Consider the following 17,566-nt stretch of genomic DNA (forward strand, 5'->3'; position numbering starts at 1 on the left):
GCCAACATCAGTGTTGAATGTACAACCGCTTTCGCGAGCAGGCTCGCTCCCACATTGGGTCGGTGTTGTTAGTTAGAGGTTCTTGTGGCGTTTGCGGACGAGCTTCATCACCACCACAAAAAACACCGGCACAAACACCACCGCCAACGTCGCCGTAATCATCCCGCCAATCACTCCGGTGCCAATCGCCTGTTGACTCGCCGAGCTGGCGCCCGTGGCAATCGCCAGGGGCACCACGCCCAGAATGAACGCCAACGACGTCATCACAATCGGTCGCAACCGCAACCGTGCGGCTTGCAGGGTGGCGTCGATCAGGTCATGCCCCTCGTCATACAGGCTCTTGGCGAACTCGATGATCAGAATCGCGTTTTTCGCCGACAGGCCGATGATGGTGATCAGTCCGACCTTGAAGAACACATCATTGGGCATGCCGCGAAAGGTTACGGCCAGTACCGCGCCGAGCACACCAAGCGGCACCACCAGCAGCACCGACGTCGGAATCGACCAGCTCTCATACAGCGCCGCCAGGCACAGGAACACGATCAGCAGCGACAGGCCGAGCAGAATTGGCGCCTGACTGCCGGACAAGCGTTCCTGCAGCGACAACCCGGTCCATTCCTGACCCAACCCTGCCGGCCCTTGCGCCACCAGGCGCTCGATTTCCGCCATGGCTTCACCGGTGCTGTGCCCCGGCGACGGCTCACCGGAAATGGCAATCGCCGGGTAACCGTTGTAGCGCGTCAGTTGCGCCGGGCCCTGGGTCCATTTGGCCTGGACGAAGGCCGACAGGGGCACCATTTTTCCGTTGCTGTTGCGTACGTGCATTTTCAGCAGATCAGCCACCTGACTGCGCTGATCACCTTTGGCCTGCACCACCACCCGTTGCATCCGCCCCTGATTGGGGAAGTCGTTGATGTAGGCCGAACCGACGGCCGTGGACAGCACGTTGCCGATGTCGGCGAAGGACACGCCCAGCGCGTTGGCTTGCTTGCGGTCGACCTCCAGTTGCACTTGCGGTGCCTCGGCCAAGGCGCTTTCGCGAACGTTCATCAGGATCGGGCTCTTCTCAGCCGCTGCGAGAAGTTCACTGCGCGCCTGCATCAGCGTGGCATGGCCGAGGCCACCACGGTCCTGCAAACGAAACTCGAAACCGCTGGAGGTGCCAAGGCCATCAACCGGTGGCGGCAAAACCGAGAACACTACGGCGTCCTTGATTTCACTCAGCGCGATGTTGGCCCGGTCGGCAATCGAACTCGCCGAGTCGTCACTGCCGCGTACAGACCAATCCTTGAGCGTGGAAAATGCCAGCGCCGCGTTCTGCCCGCTGCCGGAAAAACTGAAGCCGAGAATGATCGTGCTGTCGCCGATGCCCGGTTCAGTGGCGTTGTGCGCTTCAATCTGCTCAACCACCTGCACCGTGCGGTTCTTGCTCGCGCCCGGCGGCAGCTGAATGTCGGTGATGGTGTAACCCTGATCCTCAACCGGCAGGAACGAGGAGGGCAGACGACTGAAACACACACCCAGACCGATCAGCAGCACACCGTAGATCAGCAGGTATCGGCCGGTGCGTTTCAACGCATAGGCGACCCAGCCTTGATAGCGCTCGGTCAAGCGTTCAAAGCCACGGTTGAACCAGCCAAAAAAGCCGGTTTTTTCGTGATGCTCCCCCTTGGCAATCGGCTTGAGCAACGTCGCACACAGCGCCGGGGTCAGCGTCAGCGCAAGGAATGCCGAGAACAGGATCGACGTGGCCATCGACAACGAGAACTGCTGGTAAATCACCCCGACCGAGCCCTGCATGAACGCCATCGGAATGAACACCGCCACCAGTACCAGCGTAATGCCGATGATTGCCCCGGTGATCTGCGTCATCGCCTTGCGCGTCGCCTCCTTGGGTGACAGGCCTTCGGTGGCCATGATCCGTTCGACGTTCTCCACCACCACAATGGCGTCGTCCACCAGAATACCGATGGCCAGCACCATGCCGAACATGGTCAATACGTTGATCGAGAAGCCCAGCGCCAGCATGGTTGCAAACGTGCCCATCAACGCGACCGGCACCACCAGCGTCGGGATCAGCGTGTAGCGAATGTTTTGCAGGAACAGGAACATCACCGCAAACACCAGCAGCATCGCCTCGCCGAGGGTGTAAACCACTTTGGTGATCGAGACTTTGACGAAAGGCGAGGTGTCGTACGGGATCTTGTATTCCACACCGGCCGGGAAGTAGCGCGCCAGTTCATCCATCTTCGCGCGCACTAGCGTGGCGGTGCTCAGGGCATTGGCGCCCGGGGCCAGTTGCACGCTGACGGCGGTCGACGGCTTGCCGTTCAGGCGGGTGGAGAAGTTGTATTCCTGGCTGCCGATTTCAACCCGCGCGACATCGCCGATGCGCACGGTGGATCCGTCGGGATTGGCCTTGAGCACGATGTCGGCAAATTCTTCCGGCGTCGACAACTGGCCCTTCACCAGAATGGTCGCGGTGATTTCCTGCGTGGTACGGGTCGGCAAGTCGCCGATGCTGCCAGCGGAGACCTGGGCGTTCTGCGCGACGATGGCGGCGTTGACGTCCGCCGGGGTCAGGTTGAAACCGATCAACTTCTGCGGGTCGATCCAGATGCGCATCGCCCGTTCGGCGCCATACAACTGCGCCTTGCCGACACCGTCCAGGCGCTTGATCTCGTTCATCACGTTGCGCGCCAGGTAATCGCTGAGCGCTACGTCATCGAGTTTGCCGTCGCTGGAGGTGAGGGTGACCAGCAGCAGGAAACCGGCGGAGACTTTCTCGACTTGCAGGCCTTGCTGAATGACCGCTTGTGGCAGCCGTGATTCCACGACTTTCAGGCGGTTTTGCACATCGACCTGAGCCATTTCCGGGTCAGTGCCCGGCTGGAAAGTCGCCTTGATGGTGGCGCTGCCGAGGCTGCTTTGCGATTCGAAATACAGCAAATGGTCGGCGCCGTTGAGTTCTTCCTCGATCAGGCTGACCACGCTCTCGTCCACGGTCTGCGCCGAAGCGCCCGGGTACTGGGCGTAAATTTCAATTTGCGGCGGTGCGACGTCGGGGTATTGCGCCACCGGCAACTGCGGAATGGCCAATGCACCGGCCAGCAGGATGAACAAGGCAACCACCCAGGCAAATACCGGGCGATCAATAAAGAACTGCGGCATAAAAAGCGTCCTGCTTACTGACCAGAAACCTGGGCAAGTGGAAGAGGGGAACTGTCGATCTGCACCTGCTCACCGGGGCGTGCGTGTTGCAGGCCTTCGGTGACGATGCGGTCGCCAGGCTTGAGGCCGCCGGTGACGATCCAGCGATCGTCCTGCACCGCGCCCAGTTCAACCGGTTGCAGGCCGACGCGCTGCCCGGCGTCCAGCAGCAACACATGAGCAATGCCCGCGCTGTCGCGTTGGATCGCCCGTTGCGGCACGCTGATGCCTTGCTGGTTCACCGCTTGCTCCAGACGCACCCGCACGAAACTGCCGGGCAGCAAGTCGAGGTCCGGGTTGGGGAATTCGCTGCGCAGGATGATCTGGCCAGTGCCCGGGTCGACGGTGATGTCGGTGAACAACAGCTTGCCCGGCAGCGGGTAGAGGCTGCCATCGTCCTGGATCAACGTGGCTTTGGCCTGGCCCTGGCCGACTTGCTGCAACTGGCCTGAGCGGAAGGCGCGGCGCAGGTCGTTGAGTTCGCGGGTCGACTGGGTCAGGTCGGCATGGATCGGATTGAGCTGCTGGATCAGCGCCAGTGGCGTGGTTTCGTTCTGCCCGACCAGCGCGCCTTCGGTCACCAGCGCGCGGCCGACTCGACCGGAAATCGGTGCGGTGACGGTGGCATAACCGAGGTTCAGTTTCGCCCGTTCCACGGCGGCTTTGTTGGCGGCAACATCGGCCGCAGTTTGCCGGGTATTGGCCCGCGCATTGTCGTAATCCTGGCCGCTGATGGCGTTGCCTTCGATCAACTGGGCATAGCGCTGTTCCTGCAGTCGAGCCTGAAACGCATTGGCCTCGGCCTTGCGCAACGCCGCTTCTGCGCTGTCCAGGTCAGCCTTGAAGGGGGCCGGATCGATACGGAACAGCACGTCGCCTTTTTTTACATCGCTGCCTTCGTTGAAGGTGCGTTGCAACACGACGCCAGCGACGCGGGCGCGAACCTCGGCGATCCGTGGCGCGGCAATCCGCCCGCTCAATTCGCTGGTGATCGACAGGGGGCGGGCTTCGATGGTTTCGATGCGCACGGTGGCCAACGGCGCCTGTTCTTCGGCGGTGGAGGACTTGTCACAAGCGCTCAGCGTCAGCGCCAGTGCGAGCAGGCCGAGCGTGGCGAACAGATTCTTTGACATGCAATTACCCCAATAATGACCACCCGCATCCTACGGGGAGCGGAGGAGGGTAGCGGTGAAGCTTTGTTGGTGCTGTGTGAAATTGTGTAAGGGTTTTACTCAGGCGGGGGTGAGGGCGTATATCCTTTGCAGCTTGAAACTTTTTGCGACGGGTAGACCGCTTTCGCGAGCAGGCTCGCTCCCACAGGGAGTTGAGGTGGACACAAATTTCGTGAACATCCCCAATCCCCTGTGGGAGCGAGCCTGCTCGCGAAAGCAATCTACCAGTCGCCACAGCACTTTCTGGAACACCCATGCCCAACATCCTCCTGGTCGAAGACGACTCCGCGCTCTCCGAACTGATCGCCAGCTACCTGGAACGCAACGGCTATTCGGTCAGCGTGATCAGCCGTGGCGACCACGTGCGTGAACGCGCGCGGGTCAATCCGCCGGACCTGGTGATCCTCGACCTGATGCTGCCGGGCCTCGACGGCCTGCAAGTCTGCCGCTTGCTGCGGGCGGATTCGGCGACGTTGCCGATCCTGATGCTCACCGCCCGCGATGACAGCCACGATCAAGTGCTGGGCCTGGAAATGGGCGCCGACGACTACGTCACCAAGCCCTGCGAGCCCCGCGTCCTGCTAGCCCGCGTGCGCACCTTGTTGCGCCGCAGCAGCCTTGGCGAACCACAGACGGCCAACGACCGCATCCTCATGGGCAACCTGTGCATCGATCTGTCCGAGCGCACCGTGACCTGGCGTGAGCAACTGGTCGAACTGTCCAGCGGCGAGTACAACCTGCTGGTGGTGCTTGCCCGGCATGCCGGCGAGGTGCTGAGCCGCGACCAGATCCTGCAACGTCTGCGCGGTATCGAATTCAACGGCACCGACCGTTCGGTGGACGTGGCGATTTCCAAGTTGCGGCGCAAGTTCGACGACCACGCGGGCGAGGCGCGCAAGATCAAGACGGTATGGGGCAAGGGCTACCTGTTCAGCCGTTCCGAGTGGGAATGCTGAGACGATGTTCAGGATTCTGTTTCGTCTGTATCTGGTGACTATCGTCTCGTTCAGCGCGGCGATTTACCTGGTGCCGGACCTGGTGATCAAGGTCTTCCACGAGCGCTTCGTCACTTACAACCTCGACTATTCGCGCGGCTTGCAAACCCTCATCGTCAAACAGTTCCATGCCGTGCCCGAAGCGCAGTGGCCGGCGTTGGCGGTCGAGATGGACAAGGATTTCGCCCCGCTGCACATCGCGTTGACGCGCAATGACGACCCCGACTTCACTTTGTACGAGCGCGAACGCCTGCAAAGCGGCGAAAACGTGGTGCGCATCGGCGACTGGGGCTGGCGCACACTGGCCGTGGCGCCGCTGAACGCGGAGACGGTGGTGCAAATGATCGTGCCGCCGGACCCGATGGACGTCAGCCTGTTGTACTGGAGTATCAACGTGCTGATCGGGGCGACCATGCTCGCCTGCCTGCTACTGTGGCTGCGCCCGCACTGGCGCGACCTGGAGCGACTCAAAGGCACCGCCGAGCGTTTCGGCAAAGGCCACCTGAGCGAACGCACACGGATTTCCCGGCACTCCAACATCGGCAGCCTGGCCAATGTCTTCGACACCATGGCCGGCGACATCGAAAACCTGCTGAATCAGCAGCGCGACTTGCTTAACGCTGTCTCTCACGAACTGCGCACGCCGCTGACCCGCCTGGATTTCGGCCTGGCGCTGGCACTGTCCGATGACTTGCCCGTGACCAGTCGCGAGCGCTTGCAAGGGTTGGTCGCGCACATCCGTGAGCTGGATGAATTGGTCCTGGAATTGCTGTCCTACAGCCGCCTGCAAAACCCGGCGCAACTGCCGGAGCAGGTTGAAGTGGCGCTGGACGAGTTTATCGACAGCATTCTGGGCAGCGTTGATGAAGAGCTGGAATCGCCGCACATCGTCATGGATGTGCTGCTTCACGGCCAACTTGAACGCTTCACGCTCGACCCGCGCCTGACCGCCCGCGCGATCCAGAACCTGCTGCGCAACGCCATGCGTTATTGCGAAAAACGCATTCAGGTTGGCGTGCAGGTGTGTGCGAAGGGCTGTGAGATCTGGGTGGATGACGACGGGATCGGCATTCCGGATGACGAGCGGGAGCGGATTTTCGAGCCGTTCTATCGGCTGGACCGCAGTCGGGACAGGGCCACGGGCGGGTTTGGTTTGGGGCTGGCGATCAGCCGTCGGGCGCTGGAGGCGCAGGGCGGCACGTTGACGGTTGAACCATCGCCACTGGGCGGCGCACGGTTCCGGTTATGGCTGCCCACCCAACCCTGATCCAGCACCGACCTTTGTGGCGAGGGAGCAAGCTCCCTCGCCACAGGAACGCGCAGAACTAGGTACTAAGCCGGGATCGTAATAACTTCGCCATGTCTTCGAGCTCCGCCGCCGGGTTGTGCCCGATCAGCATCCACGCGTGCTCCATGTCCGCCCAATACACGACGTTCATGCCGTGCCGACGCTCACGGGCGAAGTGTCGGCTGCCGCTGTTGGAGAGCGTGACGCACAGCGCCATCGGGCCATTCGCCGGGTCCAGGTAGGTGATCTGGGCAATCGGCACACCATCGTATTCGAGGATTTGCGCGCGCTTGAACTCAGAGCGCGGCAAGGTCAGCTTCGCGGGCGCAAGGTTCAGGCCCAGGCGCGTATCGATGGAGCGCAGTTGCGCAAGTTGGGTGGCCTCATCGCTGGGCAAGTGCTCCAGGGTTTCTGGCACGTAGAGGGCCATGTAATCCGCCACCAACCCGCGCCAATTGTGCTTTTCCTGGCTCAATTGCCAGCCGAGGAACAAGCGGTCCGCCACCACGCTGGTGGCCACCAACCCGGCCGCGGCCGCCAGAAACCAGCGACGATCCATCGACGGGCGTTCCGGCGATGGCAAGGTGTCGAGCATGGACTGCAAACGATCCATGGGCGCCTGTTGCGACAATTGGGCAAACGCGTCCTTGAACGGCAGGCTGCTGCGGGCCAGCCATTGCAGGCGCAGGTTGAGCGTCGAATCCTCGGTGATGGCCGTGTCGATGCGGGCGCGTTGCTCGGCATCGAGCTGGTCGTCGAGGTAGGCCACGAGTTGCTCGTCTGAGGGTGTGGCGCGGTCGTTCATCGACGTTCTCCCGAGGAAGGGTTCGGTACAGCGTGCAGCGGTGGATATTCGGCCAGTTTCACTCGTGCAGCGGCGAGCCGGCTCATGACCGTCCCGACGGGTACTTGCAGCACCTCGGCGACTTCGCGGTACGACAAACCTTCGACGTACGCCAGGTACACCGTTTCGCGCTGGGCTTCGGGCAACGCGTCGACACGCCGAATCACCTGGGCTGCGCGCACATGGGTTTGCGCCGCGTGCTCGCCGTCAAACGATAACTGGCTTTCTGCGTCTACCAATCCTTGCCCCTGACGCACCCGTCGCGCGCGCACTTCGTTGAGCCAGATCGAATGCAGAATGCTCAGCAGCCAGCGGTCCATGCGCGTGCCGGGGACAAACTGTCCGGCACGCTCCAGCGCCCGCACGCAGGTCGCCTGCACCAGGTCTTCAGCCACATGCCGTTGCCGGGACAGCAGCAAGCCATAGCGCCACAAACGCGCCAGATGTTGGCCCAGTTCTGCCCGTATTGCCTGATCGCTGGCGATAGCGACCTCCGTCGTTTATTCGGTGTCAGGTTTTCGATGATTCGTTTATCGCTTCGGCCAGGTCCTGGTATTCCTCGCAGGTGCTGCCGCAAATCGATTTGATGTGCTGCAACTGCTCTTGCGCCAGATCCAGCCGGCCTTTGATCACATACGCCTCGCCGAGGTACTCGCGCACTTGCGCATACTGCGGGTCGAGTTTGACCGATTGCAGGTAATAACCGATGCCTTCGTCGGTGCGCCCAAGTTTACGCGTAGCGTAGCCGCGATAGTTCAAGGCTTTGGCGGTGTTCGGTTCTTTCAGCGTATCGAGCAGGGCCAGGGCTTCTTCGTAGCGACCGTCCTTGGCCAGACGATAGGCGTAATTGGTGCGGTCGGCATCCGGCAGCAGACTGCTGGTCTGCTTCAGGCACTTTTGCGACTTGGAATCAAAAGCCTGGCCTTTCGGGCAGTTTGGTTTGGCGGGCTCATCTTCGTCGCCATGGGCCAGGGCCAGGGAACTGGTCAGTGCTGCCGTCAGACAACCGGCAAGCAGCAGCGGGGCGGTGAAAACAGCAAAACGCAGGTTCATGGGCAAGGCTCCAGGGTTTGATCCACGATCGTTCGGGGTGCTGATACAAGAACACCGCAGCGTGAACAATTATTCATTTCTTTCTGGCGATCATTACGAGGAAAGCTTAAACCTTGGCGCTATGCTCGACAGCATTCGTTGTCCAGCGGAGAACTGCCATGAAAGACCACGTTCATCATTCTGCAGCGGCGGGATACAAAACCGGCGCCGACACCTATGTTCGCGGCCGCCCGGACTATCCGCCGGCCGTGGCCGACTGGTTGACCGGTACGCTGGGCTTGAACGCGGACAGCACCGTGATCGATCTTGGCGCTGGCACCGGCAAATTCACTGGCCGCTTGTTGGCGACCGGGGCTCAGGTGATTGCCGTCGAGCCCGTACCGCAGATGCTGGAAAAACTTTCCCTGGCCTATCCCGAGGTGTTGGCCGTGAGCGGCACCGCCATGGACCTGCCGCTGCCGGATTCCTGCGTGGACGTGGTGGTCTGCGCCCAGGCCTTTCACTGGTTTGCCAGCGCTGAAGCGCTGACCGAAATTGCCCGAGTCCTGAAACCTGGCGGGCGGTTGGGGTTGGTGTGGAACGTGCGCGATACCAAGGTGAGTTGGGTGCCGAAACTGGATGCGATCGTCAATGCGCTGGAAGGCGATACGCCACGTTATTACACCGGTGCCTGGCGTCGGGCGTTTCCTCATCCGGCGTTCGGGCCGTTGCGGGCGCAGCATTTCAGCCATGGTCATACAGGGGCGCCTGAGGATGTGATTTTCAATCGGGTGCGTTCAACCAGTTTTATTGCGGCGCTGCCGCAGGCGCAGCGGGCGAAGGTGGATGAGCAGGTTCGGGCGTTGATTGCCGGGGAGCCGGCGTTGCGTGGGCGGGATGTGGTGACGGTGCCTTATGAGACGGCGGCGTTTGTCGCGGTGAAGGGCAGTTAGATCGGCGGTGCGGCCTTCGCGAGCAGGCTCGCTCCCACAGGGGATTTGTGAACGCCATAAATCCAATGTGGGAGCGAGCCTGCTCGCGAAGGGGCCAGCCCGGACACCAAAGAACTTGAAGCCAGTCCCGCTTTTGGCCGAACCACTGCCTTACTCCCCCCGCCCATGCCTTGTTATAGTCCGGACCTCATTTTTTGCCCGGTAAAAGGATCACTGCCATGTCTCAGTACACAGCGTTCACCGTCGAACTCGCCGACAACATCGCCCATGTGCAGATCAACCGTCCGGAAAAGATCAACTCGATGAACGCCGCGTTCTGGAGCGAGATCATCGAGATTTTCCAGTGGATCGACGACACCGATGAAGCGCGTGTGGTGGTGCTCAGCGGCGCCGGCAAGCATTTCTCTTCCGGCATCGATCTGATGATGCTGGCCGGCGTGGCCAATGAACTGGGTAAGGACGTCGGCCGCAATGCACGTCTGCTGCGCCGCAAGATCCTCGCCCTGCAAGCGTCGTTCAATGCCGTCGATAATTGCCGCAAGCCAGTGCTGGCGGCAATTCAGGGCTATTGCCTGGGTGGCGCGATTGATCTGATCGCTGCGTGTGACATGCGTTACGCCGCCGAAGACGCACAATTCTCGATCAAGGAAATCGACATCGGCATGGCGGCGGATGTAGGCACTTTGCAACGCTTGCCGCGTATCATCGGTGACGGCATGCTGCGTGAACTGGCTTACACTGGTCGCACGTTTGGCGCCGAGGAAGCGCGCAGCATCGGCCTGGTCAATCGCGTTTACAGCGACAGTGCCAGTCTGCTGGATGGCGTCATGGGCATTGCCCGGGAAATCGCCAGCAAGTCGCCGATTGCGGTCACCGGCACCAAAGAGATGATCAGCTACATGCGTGACCACCGCATCGACGACGGCCTCGAATACGTCGCCACCTGGAACGCCGCCATGCTGCAATCCACTGATTTGCGCGTGGCCATGGCCGCCCATATGAGCAAACAGAAACCCGAATTTCTGGACTGATTAAACATGACTTCACGCTGGACCACCGCAGTACTGGACACCGACCTACCCGGCGGCTGGGCCGTGGCCCGTAGCCCCGAAGGCTTCCTGTTCGATGACAATGGCGCGCTGTTCCCGCGTGAATGGCTCAAGCGCCAGGACTTGTCGATTCTCGCCGAACACGGCATTGGCCATCTCGACGGTGAGCCGGTCTACCTGCTGGAACTGCGCAGTGCCAGCGAGGTGGCGGGTTGCAACTGGAAAGGCCTGCGCGCGTTCATGCTCGAGGGCGATCACACGGTGTACAAGGTGCTCGGCTATGCCGCGCAAATTGGCACCTGGTACCGCGAGCATCGCTTTTGCGGCAACTGTGGGCAGGCGGCGACGCAGGTTCCGCGTGAGCGGGCGATGTACTGCGAGCCGTGTGATTTGCGCTATTACCCACGGATCTCGCCGAGCATGATCGTGCTGGTAACCCGTGGCGATGAAGTGCTTCTGGCGCGTTCGCCGCGTTTTGTCAGCGGGGTCTACAGCACGTTGGCCGGGTTTGCCGAGCCGGGTGAGTCGGCCGAGGACTGTCTGATTCGTGAGGTTCGCGAGGAAGTGCAGATCGAGGTCAAGAACATCCAGTACCTGGGCAGCCAGTGCTGGCCGTTCCCGCATTCGATGATGCTCGGCTTCCATGCCGAGTACGCCGGCGGCGAGATCGTCTGTCAGGAAGACGAAATCGAGGACGCCCAGTGGTTCAACGTCCACGCGCTACCGCCGTTGCCGGCGTCGCGCTCGATTGCCCGTTACCTGATCGACGTCTATGTGGCGCGGCGCTTAGGCCACGCTGAACCAGTGCTGCCAGGCTAAGCGCACGGTCAATCCCAGCACCACGGTGATAAACACCGGACGGATGAACTTCGCGCCGCCGCTGATGGCGGTGCGAGCCCCAAAGAATGCGCCGGCCATCACCGACACGCCCATGCTCAGGCCGATGATCCAGTCCACCTGCCCGGAAAACACAAACACCGACAGCGCCGCAATGTTGCTGACGAAGTTCATGCTGCGCGCCACGCCGCTGGCCTTCACCAGGTCGATGGGGTACATCAGCAGCGTGCTGACGGTCCAGAATGCGCCAGTACCGGGACCGGCCACACCGTCGTAGAAACCGAGGCTGAAGCCTTGGGTCGATTGCCACTTTTTCTTGATCGGTGCATCGCTGTCCAGCGGAGCCTTGGGTGTGCCACCGAACAACAGGTACACGCCGCAGGCGAAGACGATCACCGGGAGCATTTTGTTCAGCCACTCGGCGGGCAAGTAATGCGCGACGATGGCACCGGTCAATGCACCGACAAGGGTGCCGACGATGGCATGCACCCACTGCCGCGGATGGAACAGCTTGCGCCGGTAGAAGGTGAAGCTGGCGGTGGCCGAACCGAAGGTCGAACTCAACTTGTTGGTGCCCAGCACCAGGTGCGGCGGCAGGCCAGCGGTGAGCAGTGCCGGCGTGGTGAGCAAGCCGCCACCTCCGGCAATCGCGTCGATGAAACCGGCAATAAAGGCAACGACGGCCAGAATGGCCAGGGTGGTGAGGTCAACGCTGAGTTCGAAAGGCATGGAATCGGCTTATTCGGCGGGGTGCAGGAAAGGGGCTGCGGGGAAGGGGCGGTATCTTACCTAGATCCGGACGTTGCGGCGACCGGTCTGGCCCCATCCACTCAATCTGTTGCCCCACCAACAGTGCATCGACAAATCGCCCTGATGCCTGACAGCCAATCCCCCTGAAAACCCCGCAAAACCACCATTTCAGCACTGGCACGGTTGCTGCTCTAACCCTTGGCACATCCCTGAGTCCCGAGGACACGCCAATGAGTCAGCAAGCCGTCAAATTTGCCTACTGGGTGCCGAACGTCAGCGGCGGGCTGGTGGTCAGCAAGATCGAGCAACGCACCCACTGGGGCATCGACTACAACCGCAAACTGGCGCAACTGGCCGAAGCCGCGGGGTTCGAATACGCCCTGACCCAAATCCGCTTCACGGCCGGTTACGGCGCCGAATACCAGCATGAGTCGGTTGCCTTCAGTCACGCGCTGCTGGCCGCCACCACCACACTCAAAGTGATCGCCGCGATCCTGCCCGGCCCGTGGCAACCGGCGCTGGCGGCCAAGCAGTTGGCGACCATCGATCAACTGACCAATGGACGAGTCGCGGTGAACATCGTCAGCGGCTGGTTCAAAGGTGAGTTTCAGGCGATTGGCGAGCATTGGCTGGAGCACGACGAGCGATATCGCCGTTCCGAGGAGTTCATACGTTCGCTCAAGGGCATCTGGAGCCAGGACAACTTCACCTTTCGCGGCGACTTCTACCGTTTCGACAACTACAGCCTCAAACCCAAGCCGCTGGGCCAGCCGGAAATCTTTCAGGGCGGCAGCTCGCGTGCCGCCCGAGACATGGCGGCGCGGGTGTCGGATTGGTACTTCACCAACGGCAACACCCCAGAAGGCATCAAGGCGCAAGTCGACGATATCCGCGTGAAGGCTGCCGAGAATAATCATTCGGTGAAAATCGGCGTGAATGCGTTTGTCATCGCTCGGGACACCGAAGAAGAGGCAAGGGCGGTGCTGGCACAAATCATCGATCAGGCCGATCCAGACGCGGTGAATGCCTTTGGCGAAGCGGCGAAACAAGCGGGCAAGGCATCGCCGGAAGGTGAGGGCAACTGGGCGAAGTCGACATTTGAAGATCTGGTGCAATACAACGATGGCTTCAAGACCAACCTGATTGGCACGCCGCAACAGATTGCCGAGCGGATCGTGGCACTGAAGGCGGTGGGCGTGGACCTGGTGTTGGCGGGGTTTCTGCATTTTCAGGAAGAGGTGGAATATTTCGGCCAGCGCGTGTTGCCGTTGGTGCGGGAGTTAGAGGCCAAGGCTCAATCCAAACCAGCCACCGTAGCCGCATAACCCGCACAAAACCCCTGTAGGAGTGAGCCTGCTCGCGATTGAGGTGTATCAGTCAAGTATGTATCGACTGACACTCAGCCATCGCGAGCAGGCTCACTCCTACAGTTTGAATTTACAGGCCCAGGTCAGACAGCCCCGGATGATCATCCGGCCGACGTCCCAGCGGCCAGTGGAACTTGCGCTCGCTTTCCTTGATCGGCAGGTCGTTGATGCAGGCAAACCGGTTAGCCATCAGCCCGTTTTCATCAAATTCCCAGTTCTCGTTGCCGTAGGACCGGAACCAGTTGCCCGAGTCGTCGTGCCATTCATAGGCATAGCGCACGGCGATGCGGTTGCCGGTGAAGGCCCAGAGTTCCTTGATCAGGCGGTAATCCAGTTCCTTGGCCCATTTGCGGGTCAGGAAACCTTTGGCTTCTTCGCGGTTGTAGGCGAACTCGGCGCGGTTACGCCATTTGGTGTCCAGCGTGTAGGCCAGCGACACCCGTTGCGGGTCGCGAGAGTTCCAGCCGTCTTCGGCCAGGCGAACTTTTTCGATGGCCGACTCGCGGGTGAAAGGGGGCAATGGCGGACGAACTTCAGCGTTAGACATGTAAAGTCTCCCAATAAAAGTAAAGTTCAAACACGTTGTAGCGCTTATATAAAGTGTTACAGGTCCAATAACTTTCGCGCCATGCATTGCGCATTATCGGCGGCACTGTGATCACCCATGACAAGCGCCACGGTAATGGCGCCGTCGATCAGGATCAGCAGCTGTCTGGCCGTCTTCTCCGGATCGGTGGCGCCATGTTCGGTGCAGAGCTCGCGTACGTAGTCGAGCAGCTTCTGTTTGTGTTCCTTGGCGACGAGGCGGACCGGATCTTGCGGGTCGCCGGTTTCGCCGCTGGTGTTGATGAAGGCGCAGCCGCGGAAGCCTTCGGAGGCGAACCAGGCTTTGAGCACGGTAAACAGATTGAGCAGACGATCGGCCGGTGTTTCAGCCTGATCGACGGCGGTTTTGTACCAGTGCATCCAGCGCACGTCGCGGCGTTGCAGGGCCGCGACGGTCAGCTCCTCCTTGTTGGCGAAGTAGCGGTAGATACTTTTTCTGGAGACGCCGGCGGTTTTCACCAGAAGGTCCATGCCGGTGGCCGCGATGCCACTTTTATAGATCAACTTTTCGGTGACATCCAGAATGATGTCGCGTGTGGTGTTGCTGGTTAATTCGTTCATGTGGCGAACAGTAGAACGTTCGTTCTCCATGGTCAACTTAAAATTTTCATTGTTGGTTATGGCCTCTTCGCGAGCAGGCTCGCTCCCACAGGAGAGTGCATTTCAAATGTGGGAGCGAGCCTGCTCGCGAAGGCGGTATTACAGACAGTAACAAGACCCGAACCGATCCATGGTGTAAGCTCTTGAATTCTCCGGATTCGACCCATTGCGAGCCCTATGCCGTCGCTTTTCAAACGCTCTCTGCTGCCCAAACTGCGCAGTTTTCCGCTGACCGCCGATGCCGTCACCATCCTTTCCGGCGCTGCCGAGTTTCGTCGTTGCCTGCTGGAGAAAATCGCCCAGGCCACGCACCGCATCTATATCGTCGCGCTGTACCTGCAACAGGACGAAGCCGGCCAGGAAATCCTCGATGCCTTGCACGCCGCCAAACTGGCGCGTCCGCAATTGGACGTGGTCGTGGTGGTGGACTGGCTGCGTGCCCAGCGCGGCTTGATTGGTGCTGGCAAGCAACCGGGCAACTCGGCGTGGTATCAGGAAGCGACCCGCACCCACGCCAGTGAAGTGCCGGTGTATGGCGTGCCGGTGCAGACCCGCGAGCTGTTCGGCGTGCTGCATTTGAAAGGCTTCGTCATCGATGACTGCGTGATCTACAGCGGCGCGAGCCTGAACAACGTGTACCTGCACAAGTTCGACAAATACCGCTTCGACCGTTATCACGTGCTGCAGAACCAGGCGCTGGCCAACTCCATGCAGCACCTGATCCAGCACGGTTTCATCGCGTCCAAAGCCGTGCACCGTCTCGACTTGCCGAACCTGCCGACCACCCGCAGCCTGCGCAATGACATCGGCGACCTGCGCAGCCGTCTCAAGCACGCGGCCTACGACACCACGGCGGGCACCACGCTCAAAGGTGGTTTGTGCGTCAGTCCCTTGCTCGGTGTGGGCAAGAACAATCCATTGAACCGGGTGATTTGCGAGCTGATCGCCAGCGCCCAGCATCAACTGACCATTTGCACGCCGTACTTCAACCTGCCGCTGGCGGTGACCCGGGAAATCAACCGGGCGCTGGGCCGGGGGGTGAAGGTCGACATTGTGGTCGGTGACAAGACCGCCAACGACTTCTATATCCCGCCGAGCGAGCCGTTCAAGGTAATTGCGGCGCTGCCGTATCTCTACGAAATCAGCCTGCGACGTTTTGCCAAACGCCATCAACACAGCATCGACAGCGGCAAGTTGAACCTGCATTTGTGGCGTGACGGCGACAACACCTATCACCTCAAAGGCATGTGGATCGACCAGCGCTACACCTTGCTGACCGGCAACAACCTCAACCCGCGCGCGTTCCGTCTCGACCTGGAAAACGCGCTGCTGATCGATGACCCGAAAGGCGAGTTGCTCGAGCCCCGCAAGGCTGAGCTGGTGGAGATTTTCCAGAACACAAAGCGCATCGAGCGTTACCAGGACCTCGAAACGCTGCTGGACTACCCGCCGGCCGTGGCCAAGTTCCTCACGCGCGTCAGTCGGGTGCGGATCGAGCGGTTGCTCTATCGGATTCTGTAAGGCTGCGCGCTGCCGGGGGCTTTGGCCACAGGGCCACCAGCAGCAGTAACGCCGCGGCCACCAGATAGGGCAGGCGCGGTTCGAGGTCATAGATCAATGTGGCTGCCAGTGGCCCGATGACCACGCCAAAGCCTTGCGCAGCGCCGATGGAGCCCGCCGTCGCGCCTTGCTCCGAAGCGTCCACGGCGTTTGCCGCCAGCGCTGCGAACGACGGAAAGATCAGCCCCATCCCGCCCGCCGACACGAAAAAGCACAGCCACAAGCCCCACGCGGTATTTGCCAGGATGCTGCCGGCAAATCCCACGGACGCCACCAGTGCACCCGCGCGGATCAACCGCAGCGGCGGCCATTCCAGTCGGCGCACCACCAGTTGCGAACAGATCAGTGCGAACCCGACCATGGTCAGGGCAATGCCCGCCGTTTGCGCGGCGTCGGCCGGGCTCATGCCGAGCCGGTCGAGGGCGAAGAAGCCGACGGTGATCTGCGCAATCGACACACACAACATCGCCACAAACGCGACCGCCATGGGCCGGCGCAGGCGCGGATCATTCAGGTGCACCTTGCGCGGAACTTGCCGCAGGTGCAATTCCTGGCCCTTGAGCTTGAAGCGCAACACCAGAAAGGCCAGCAACGGCAGGACAGCCATGGCGTAGAACGGCAGGCTCAAACTGAAACGCGAGAGCAACGCAGCGATGGCCGGCCCGATCACCAGGCCACAGGCGTTGGCGGCGCCCAACGCGGCCATGGCTTTGGCGCGGTGCTGCGGTTCGATGTTGTCGGCGATCAGCGCGTTGCCTCCCACCGGGATCGCGGCATAGAACACGCCGATCAAGCCACGGCCGATCATCAAGCCGATGAACCCCAGCAACGCGGATGGCAAGAATCGCAATGAAGCGTCGATGAACAGGCACAAGGCCCAATAGGCGAGGGTGAAACCGGCGGTGGCGATCAGCAGAATACGGCGCCGGCCATAGCGGTCGCTGGCCTGGCCCCACGGACGGGCCAACAGCATCCAGATCACCCCGGACACCGTCACCGCCGCACCAGCCTGCCACGTGGCCAGGCCCAGCACCCGGGCAATCGGGCCGATCAGCGAGACAAACGCCATCATCGACATGGAGCAGGCCATGTTGGCGACCATTAATGGGCGCAGGTCGAAGGCGGGGGTGGTCATGAGGTGAGTCTTCCGTGAGCTTTTGTTGTTTGCGGGGGATGGTAGCGCGGGTATGGGAAAGGCGGGGGGAATATCGGTGGTAGTGATAATGCCTTCGCGAGCAGGCTCGCTCCCACACTGGATTTGTGAACGACACAAACCCCCTGTGGGAGCGAGCCTGCTCGCGAA

Annotated in this window: 16 protein-coding genes; 7 read left to right on the plus strand and 9 right to left on the minus strand. The window is 61.2% G+C overall.

Features of this window, described 5'->3' with window-relative positions; translation table 11 throughout:
- Nucleotides 1-72: 72 nt before the first annotated feature.
- Nucleotides 73-3,171 carry a multidrug efflux RND transporter permease subunit gene (locus AC07N8_RS04525; protein ID WP_493141855.1) on the minus strand — a complete coding sequence of 1,033 codons (3,099 nt, stop codon included), beginning with the start codon at nt 3,169-3,171 and terminating at the stop codon, nt 73-75.
- 14 nt (nt 3,172-3,185) lie between these two features.
- On the minus strand, nt 3,186-4,343 hold the full coding sequence (locus tag AC07N8_RS04530) for an efflux RND transporter periplasmic adaptor subunit (protein ID WP_483842322.1): 1,158 nt from the start codon (nt 4,341-4,343) through the stop codon (nt 3,186-3,188).
- A gap of 293 nt (nt 4,344-4,636) precedes the next feature.
- Between AC07N8_RS04530 and AC07N8_RS04535 the strand changes: the two genes are divergently transcribed.
- Together AC07N8_RS04535 and AC07N8_RS04540 are read left to right on the plus strand one after the other, a co-directional pair.
- Complete coding sequence (locus AC07N8_RS04535; RefSeq protein WP_123431727.1) at nt 4,637-5,338, plus strand: response regulator; 702 nt, start codon at nt 4,637-4,639, stop codon at nt 5,336-5,338.
- Between the two features lie 4 nt (nt 5,339-5,342).
- Nucleotides 5,343-6,644 (plus strand): ATP-binding protein, encoded by a 1,302-nt coding sequence (locus tag AC07N8_RS04540; RefSeq protein WP_483842321.1) that lies wholly within the window; start codon nt 5,343-5,345, stop codon nt 6,642-6,644.
- Between the two features lie 58 nt (nt 6,645-6,702).
- Here the strand turns inward: AC07N8_RS04540 and AC07N8_RS04545 are convergent, their stop codons facing one another.
- Genes AC07N8_RS04545 through AC07N8_RS04555 form a run of 3 tightly spaced genes read right to left on the minus strand, consistent with a single transcriptional unit; the run spans nt 6,703 to nt 8,562 of the window.
- The gene (locus AC07N8_RS04545) at nt 6,703-7,470 is read right to left on the minus strand and encodes an anti-sigma factor family protein (RefSeq protein ID WP_493141852.1); all 768 of its coding nucleotides are present in this window, start codon (nt 7,468-7,470) and stop codon (nt 6,703-6,705) included.
- The gene (locus AC07N8_RS04550; protein WP_081743930.1) at nt 7,467-7,964 is read right to left on the minus strand and encodes an RNA polymerase sigma factor; all 498 of its coding nucleotides are present in this window, start codon (nt 7,962-7,964) and stop codon (nt 7,467-7,469) included. The genes AC07N8_RS04545 and AC07N8_RS04550 overlap by 4 nt, the downstream gene beginning before the upstream one ends.
- Nucleotides 7,965-8,019: 55 nt before the next feature.
- A complete protein-coding gene (locus tag AC07N8_RS04555; RefSeq protein ID WP_493141850.1) occupies nt 8,020-8,562 on the minus strand; it encodes a tetratricopeptide repeat protein in 543 nt (180 codons plus the stop codon).
- Between the two features lie 158 nt (nt 8,563-8,720).
- Between AC07N8_RS04555 and AC07N8_RS04560 the strand changes: the two genes are divergently transcribed.
- The 3 genes from AC07N8_RS04560 (at nt 8,721) to nudC (ending at nt 11,362) form a co-directional block, all read left to right on the plus strand.
- Nucleotides 8,721-9,494, plus strand: a complete 774-nt coding sequence (locus tag AC07N8_RS04560; protein WP_493141848.1) for a class I SAM-dependent methyltransferase — start codon at nt 8,721-8,723, stop codon at nt 9,492-9,494.
- 218 nt (nt 9,495-9,712) lie between these two features.
- On the plus strand, nt 9,713-10,525 hold the full coding sequence (locus AC07N8_RS04565; RefSeq protein ID WP_483842317.1) for a crotonase/enoyl-CoA hydratase family protein: 813 nt from the start codon (nt 9,713-9,715) through the stop codon (nt 10,523-10,525).
- 6 nt (nt 10,526-10,531) lie between these two features.
- Nucleotides 10,532-11,362, plus strand: a complete 831-nt coding sequence (gene nudC, locus AC07N8_RS04570) for an NAD(+) diphosphatase (RefSeq protein WP_493141845.1) — start codon at nt 10,532-10,534, stop codon at nt 11,360-11,362.
- Here nudC and AC07N8_RS04575 read toward each other — a convergent pair.
- Nucleotides 11,330-12,109: a TSUP family transporter gene (locus tag AC07N8_RS04575; RefSeq protein WP_140669240.1), complete on the minus strand. Its 780-nt coding sequence runs from the start codon at nt 12,107-12,109 to the stop codon at nt 11,330-11,332. The genes nudC and AC07N8_RS04575 overlap by 33 nt on opposite strands.
- Before the next feature lie 251 nt (nt 12,110-12,360).
- Here AC07N8_RS04575 and sfnG point away from each other — a divergent pair, with 251 nt between their 5' ends.
- Nucleotides 12,361-13,455 (plus strand): dimethylsulfone monooxygenase SfnG, encoded by a 1,095-nt coding sequence (gene sfnG, locus AC07N8_RS04580; RefSeq protein WP_493141843.1) that lies wholly within the window; start codon nt 12,361-12,363, stop codon nt 13,453-13,455.
- A gap of 112 nt (nt 13,456-13,567) precedes the next feature.
- Here sfnG and AC07N8_RS04585 read toward each other — a convergent pair whose 3' ends face one another.
- Nucleotides 13,568-14,044 (minus strand): nuclear transport factor 2 family protein, encoded by a 477-nt coding sequence (locus tag AC07N8_RS04585; protein WP_140669239.1) that lies wholly within the window; start codon nt 14,042-14,044, stop codon nt 13,568-13,570.
- A gap of 56 nt (nt 14,045-14,100) precedes the next feature.
- Nucleotides 14,101-14,664 carry a TetR/AcrR family transcriptional regulator gene (locus AC07N8_RS04590; RefSeq protein WP_483842313.1) on the minus strand — a complete coding sequence of 188 codons (564 nt, stop codon included), beginning with the start codon at nt 14,662-14,664 and terminating at the stop codon, nt 14,101-14,103.
- A gap of 216 nt (nt 14,665-14,880) precedes the next feature.
- On the opposite strand from AC07N8_RS04590, the gene pssA reads away from it, so the two are divergent.
- The gene (pssA, locus tag AC07N8_RS04595; protein WP_123431717.1) at nt 14,881-16,224 is read left to right on the plus strand and encodes a CDP-diacylglycerol--serine O-phosphatidyltransferase; all 1,344 of its coding nucleotides are present in this window, start codon (nt 14,881-14,883) and stop codon (nt 16,222-16,224) included.
- On the opposite strand, the gene AC07N8_RS04600 is transcribed toward pssA, so the two are convergent.
- Nucleotides 16,181-17,398 carry an MFS transporter gene (locus AC07N8_RS04600; RefSeq protein WP_483842311.1) on the minus strand — a complete coding sequence of 406 codons (1,218 nt, stop codon included), beginning with the start codon at nt 17,396-17,398 and terminating at the stop codon, nt 16,181-16,183. The two genes, pssA and AC07N8_RS04600, sit on opposite strands and share 44 nt — an antisense overlap.
- Nucleotides 17,399-17,566: the final 168 nt, after the last annotated feature.

This window comes from Pseudomonas sp. GW821-FHT10C09, assembly GCF_059415465.1.

Coding starts and splice junctions, on each gene's coding strand:
- AC07N8_RS04525 (WP_493141855.1), bottom strand. CDS start 3,171: ATGCCGCAGTTCTTTATTGATCGCCCGGTATTTGCCTGGGTGGTTGCC.
- AC07N8_RS04530 (WP_483842322.1), bottom strand. CDS start 4,343: ATGTCAAAGAATCTGTTCGCCACGCTCGGCCTGCTCGCACTGGCGCTG.
- AC07N8_RS04535 (WP_123431727.1), top strand. CDS start 4,637: ATGCCCAACATCCTCCTGGTCGAAGACGACTCCGCGCTCTCCGAACTG.
- AC07N8_RS04540 (WP_483842321.1), top strand. CDS start 5,343: ATGTTCAGGATTCTGTTTCGTCTGTATCTGGTGACTATCGTCTCGTTC.
- AC07N8_RS04545 (WP_493141852.1), bottom strand. CDS start 7,470: ATGAACGACCGCGCCACACCCTCAGACGAGCAACTCGTGGCCTACCTC.
- AC07N8_RS04555 (WP_493141850.1), bottom strand. CDS start 8,562: ATGAACCTGCGTTTTGCTGTTTTCACCGCCCCGCTGCTGCTTGCCGGT.
- AC07N8_RS04560 (WP_493141848.1), top strand. CDS start 8,721: ATGAAAGACCACGTTCATCATTCTGCAGCGGCGGGATACAAAACCGGC.
- AC07N8_RS04565 (WP_483842317.1), top strand. CDS start 9,713: ATGTCTCAGTACACAGCGTTCACCGTCGAACTCGCCGACAACATCGCC.
- nudC (WP_493141845.1), top strand. CDS start 10,532: ATGACTTCACGCTGGACCACCGCAGTACTGGACACCGACCTACCCGGC.
- AC07N8_RS04575 (WP_140669240.1), bottom strand. CDS start 12,109: ATGCCTTTCGAACTCAGCGTTGACCTCACCACCCTGGCCATTCTGGCC.
- sfnG (WP_493141843.1), top strand. CDS start 12,361: ATGAGTCAGCAAGCCGTCAAATTTGCCTACTGGGTGCCGAACGTCAGC.
- AC07N8_RS04585 (WP_140669239.1), bottom strand. CDS start 14,044: ATGTCTAACGCTGAAGTTCGTCCGCCATTGCCCCCTTTCACCCGCGAG.
- AC07N8_RS04590 (WP_483842313.1), bottom strand. CDS start 14,664: ATGAACGAATTAACCAGCAACACCACACGCGACATCATTCTGGATGTC.
- pssA (WP_123431717.1), top strand. CDS start 14,881: ATGCCGTCGCTTTTCAAACGCTCTCTGCTGCCCAAACTGCGCAGTTTT.
- AC07N8_RS04600 (WP_483842311.1), bottom strand. CDS start 17,398: ATGACCACCCCCGCCTTCGACCTGCGCCCATTAATGGTCGCCAACATG.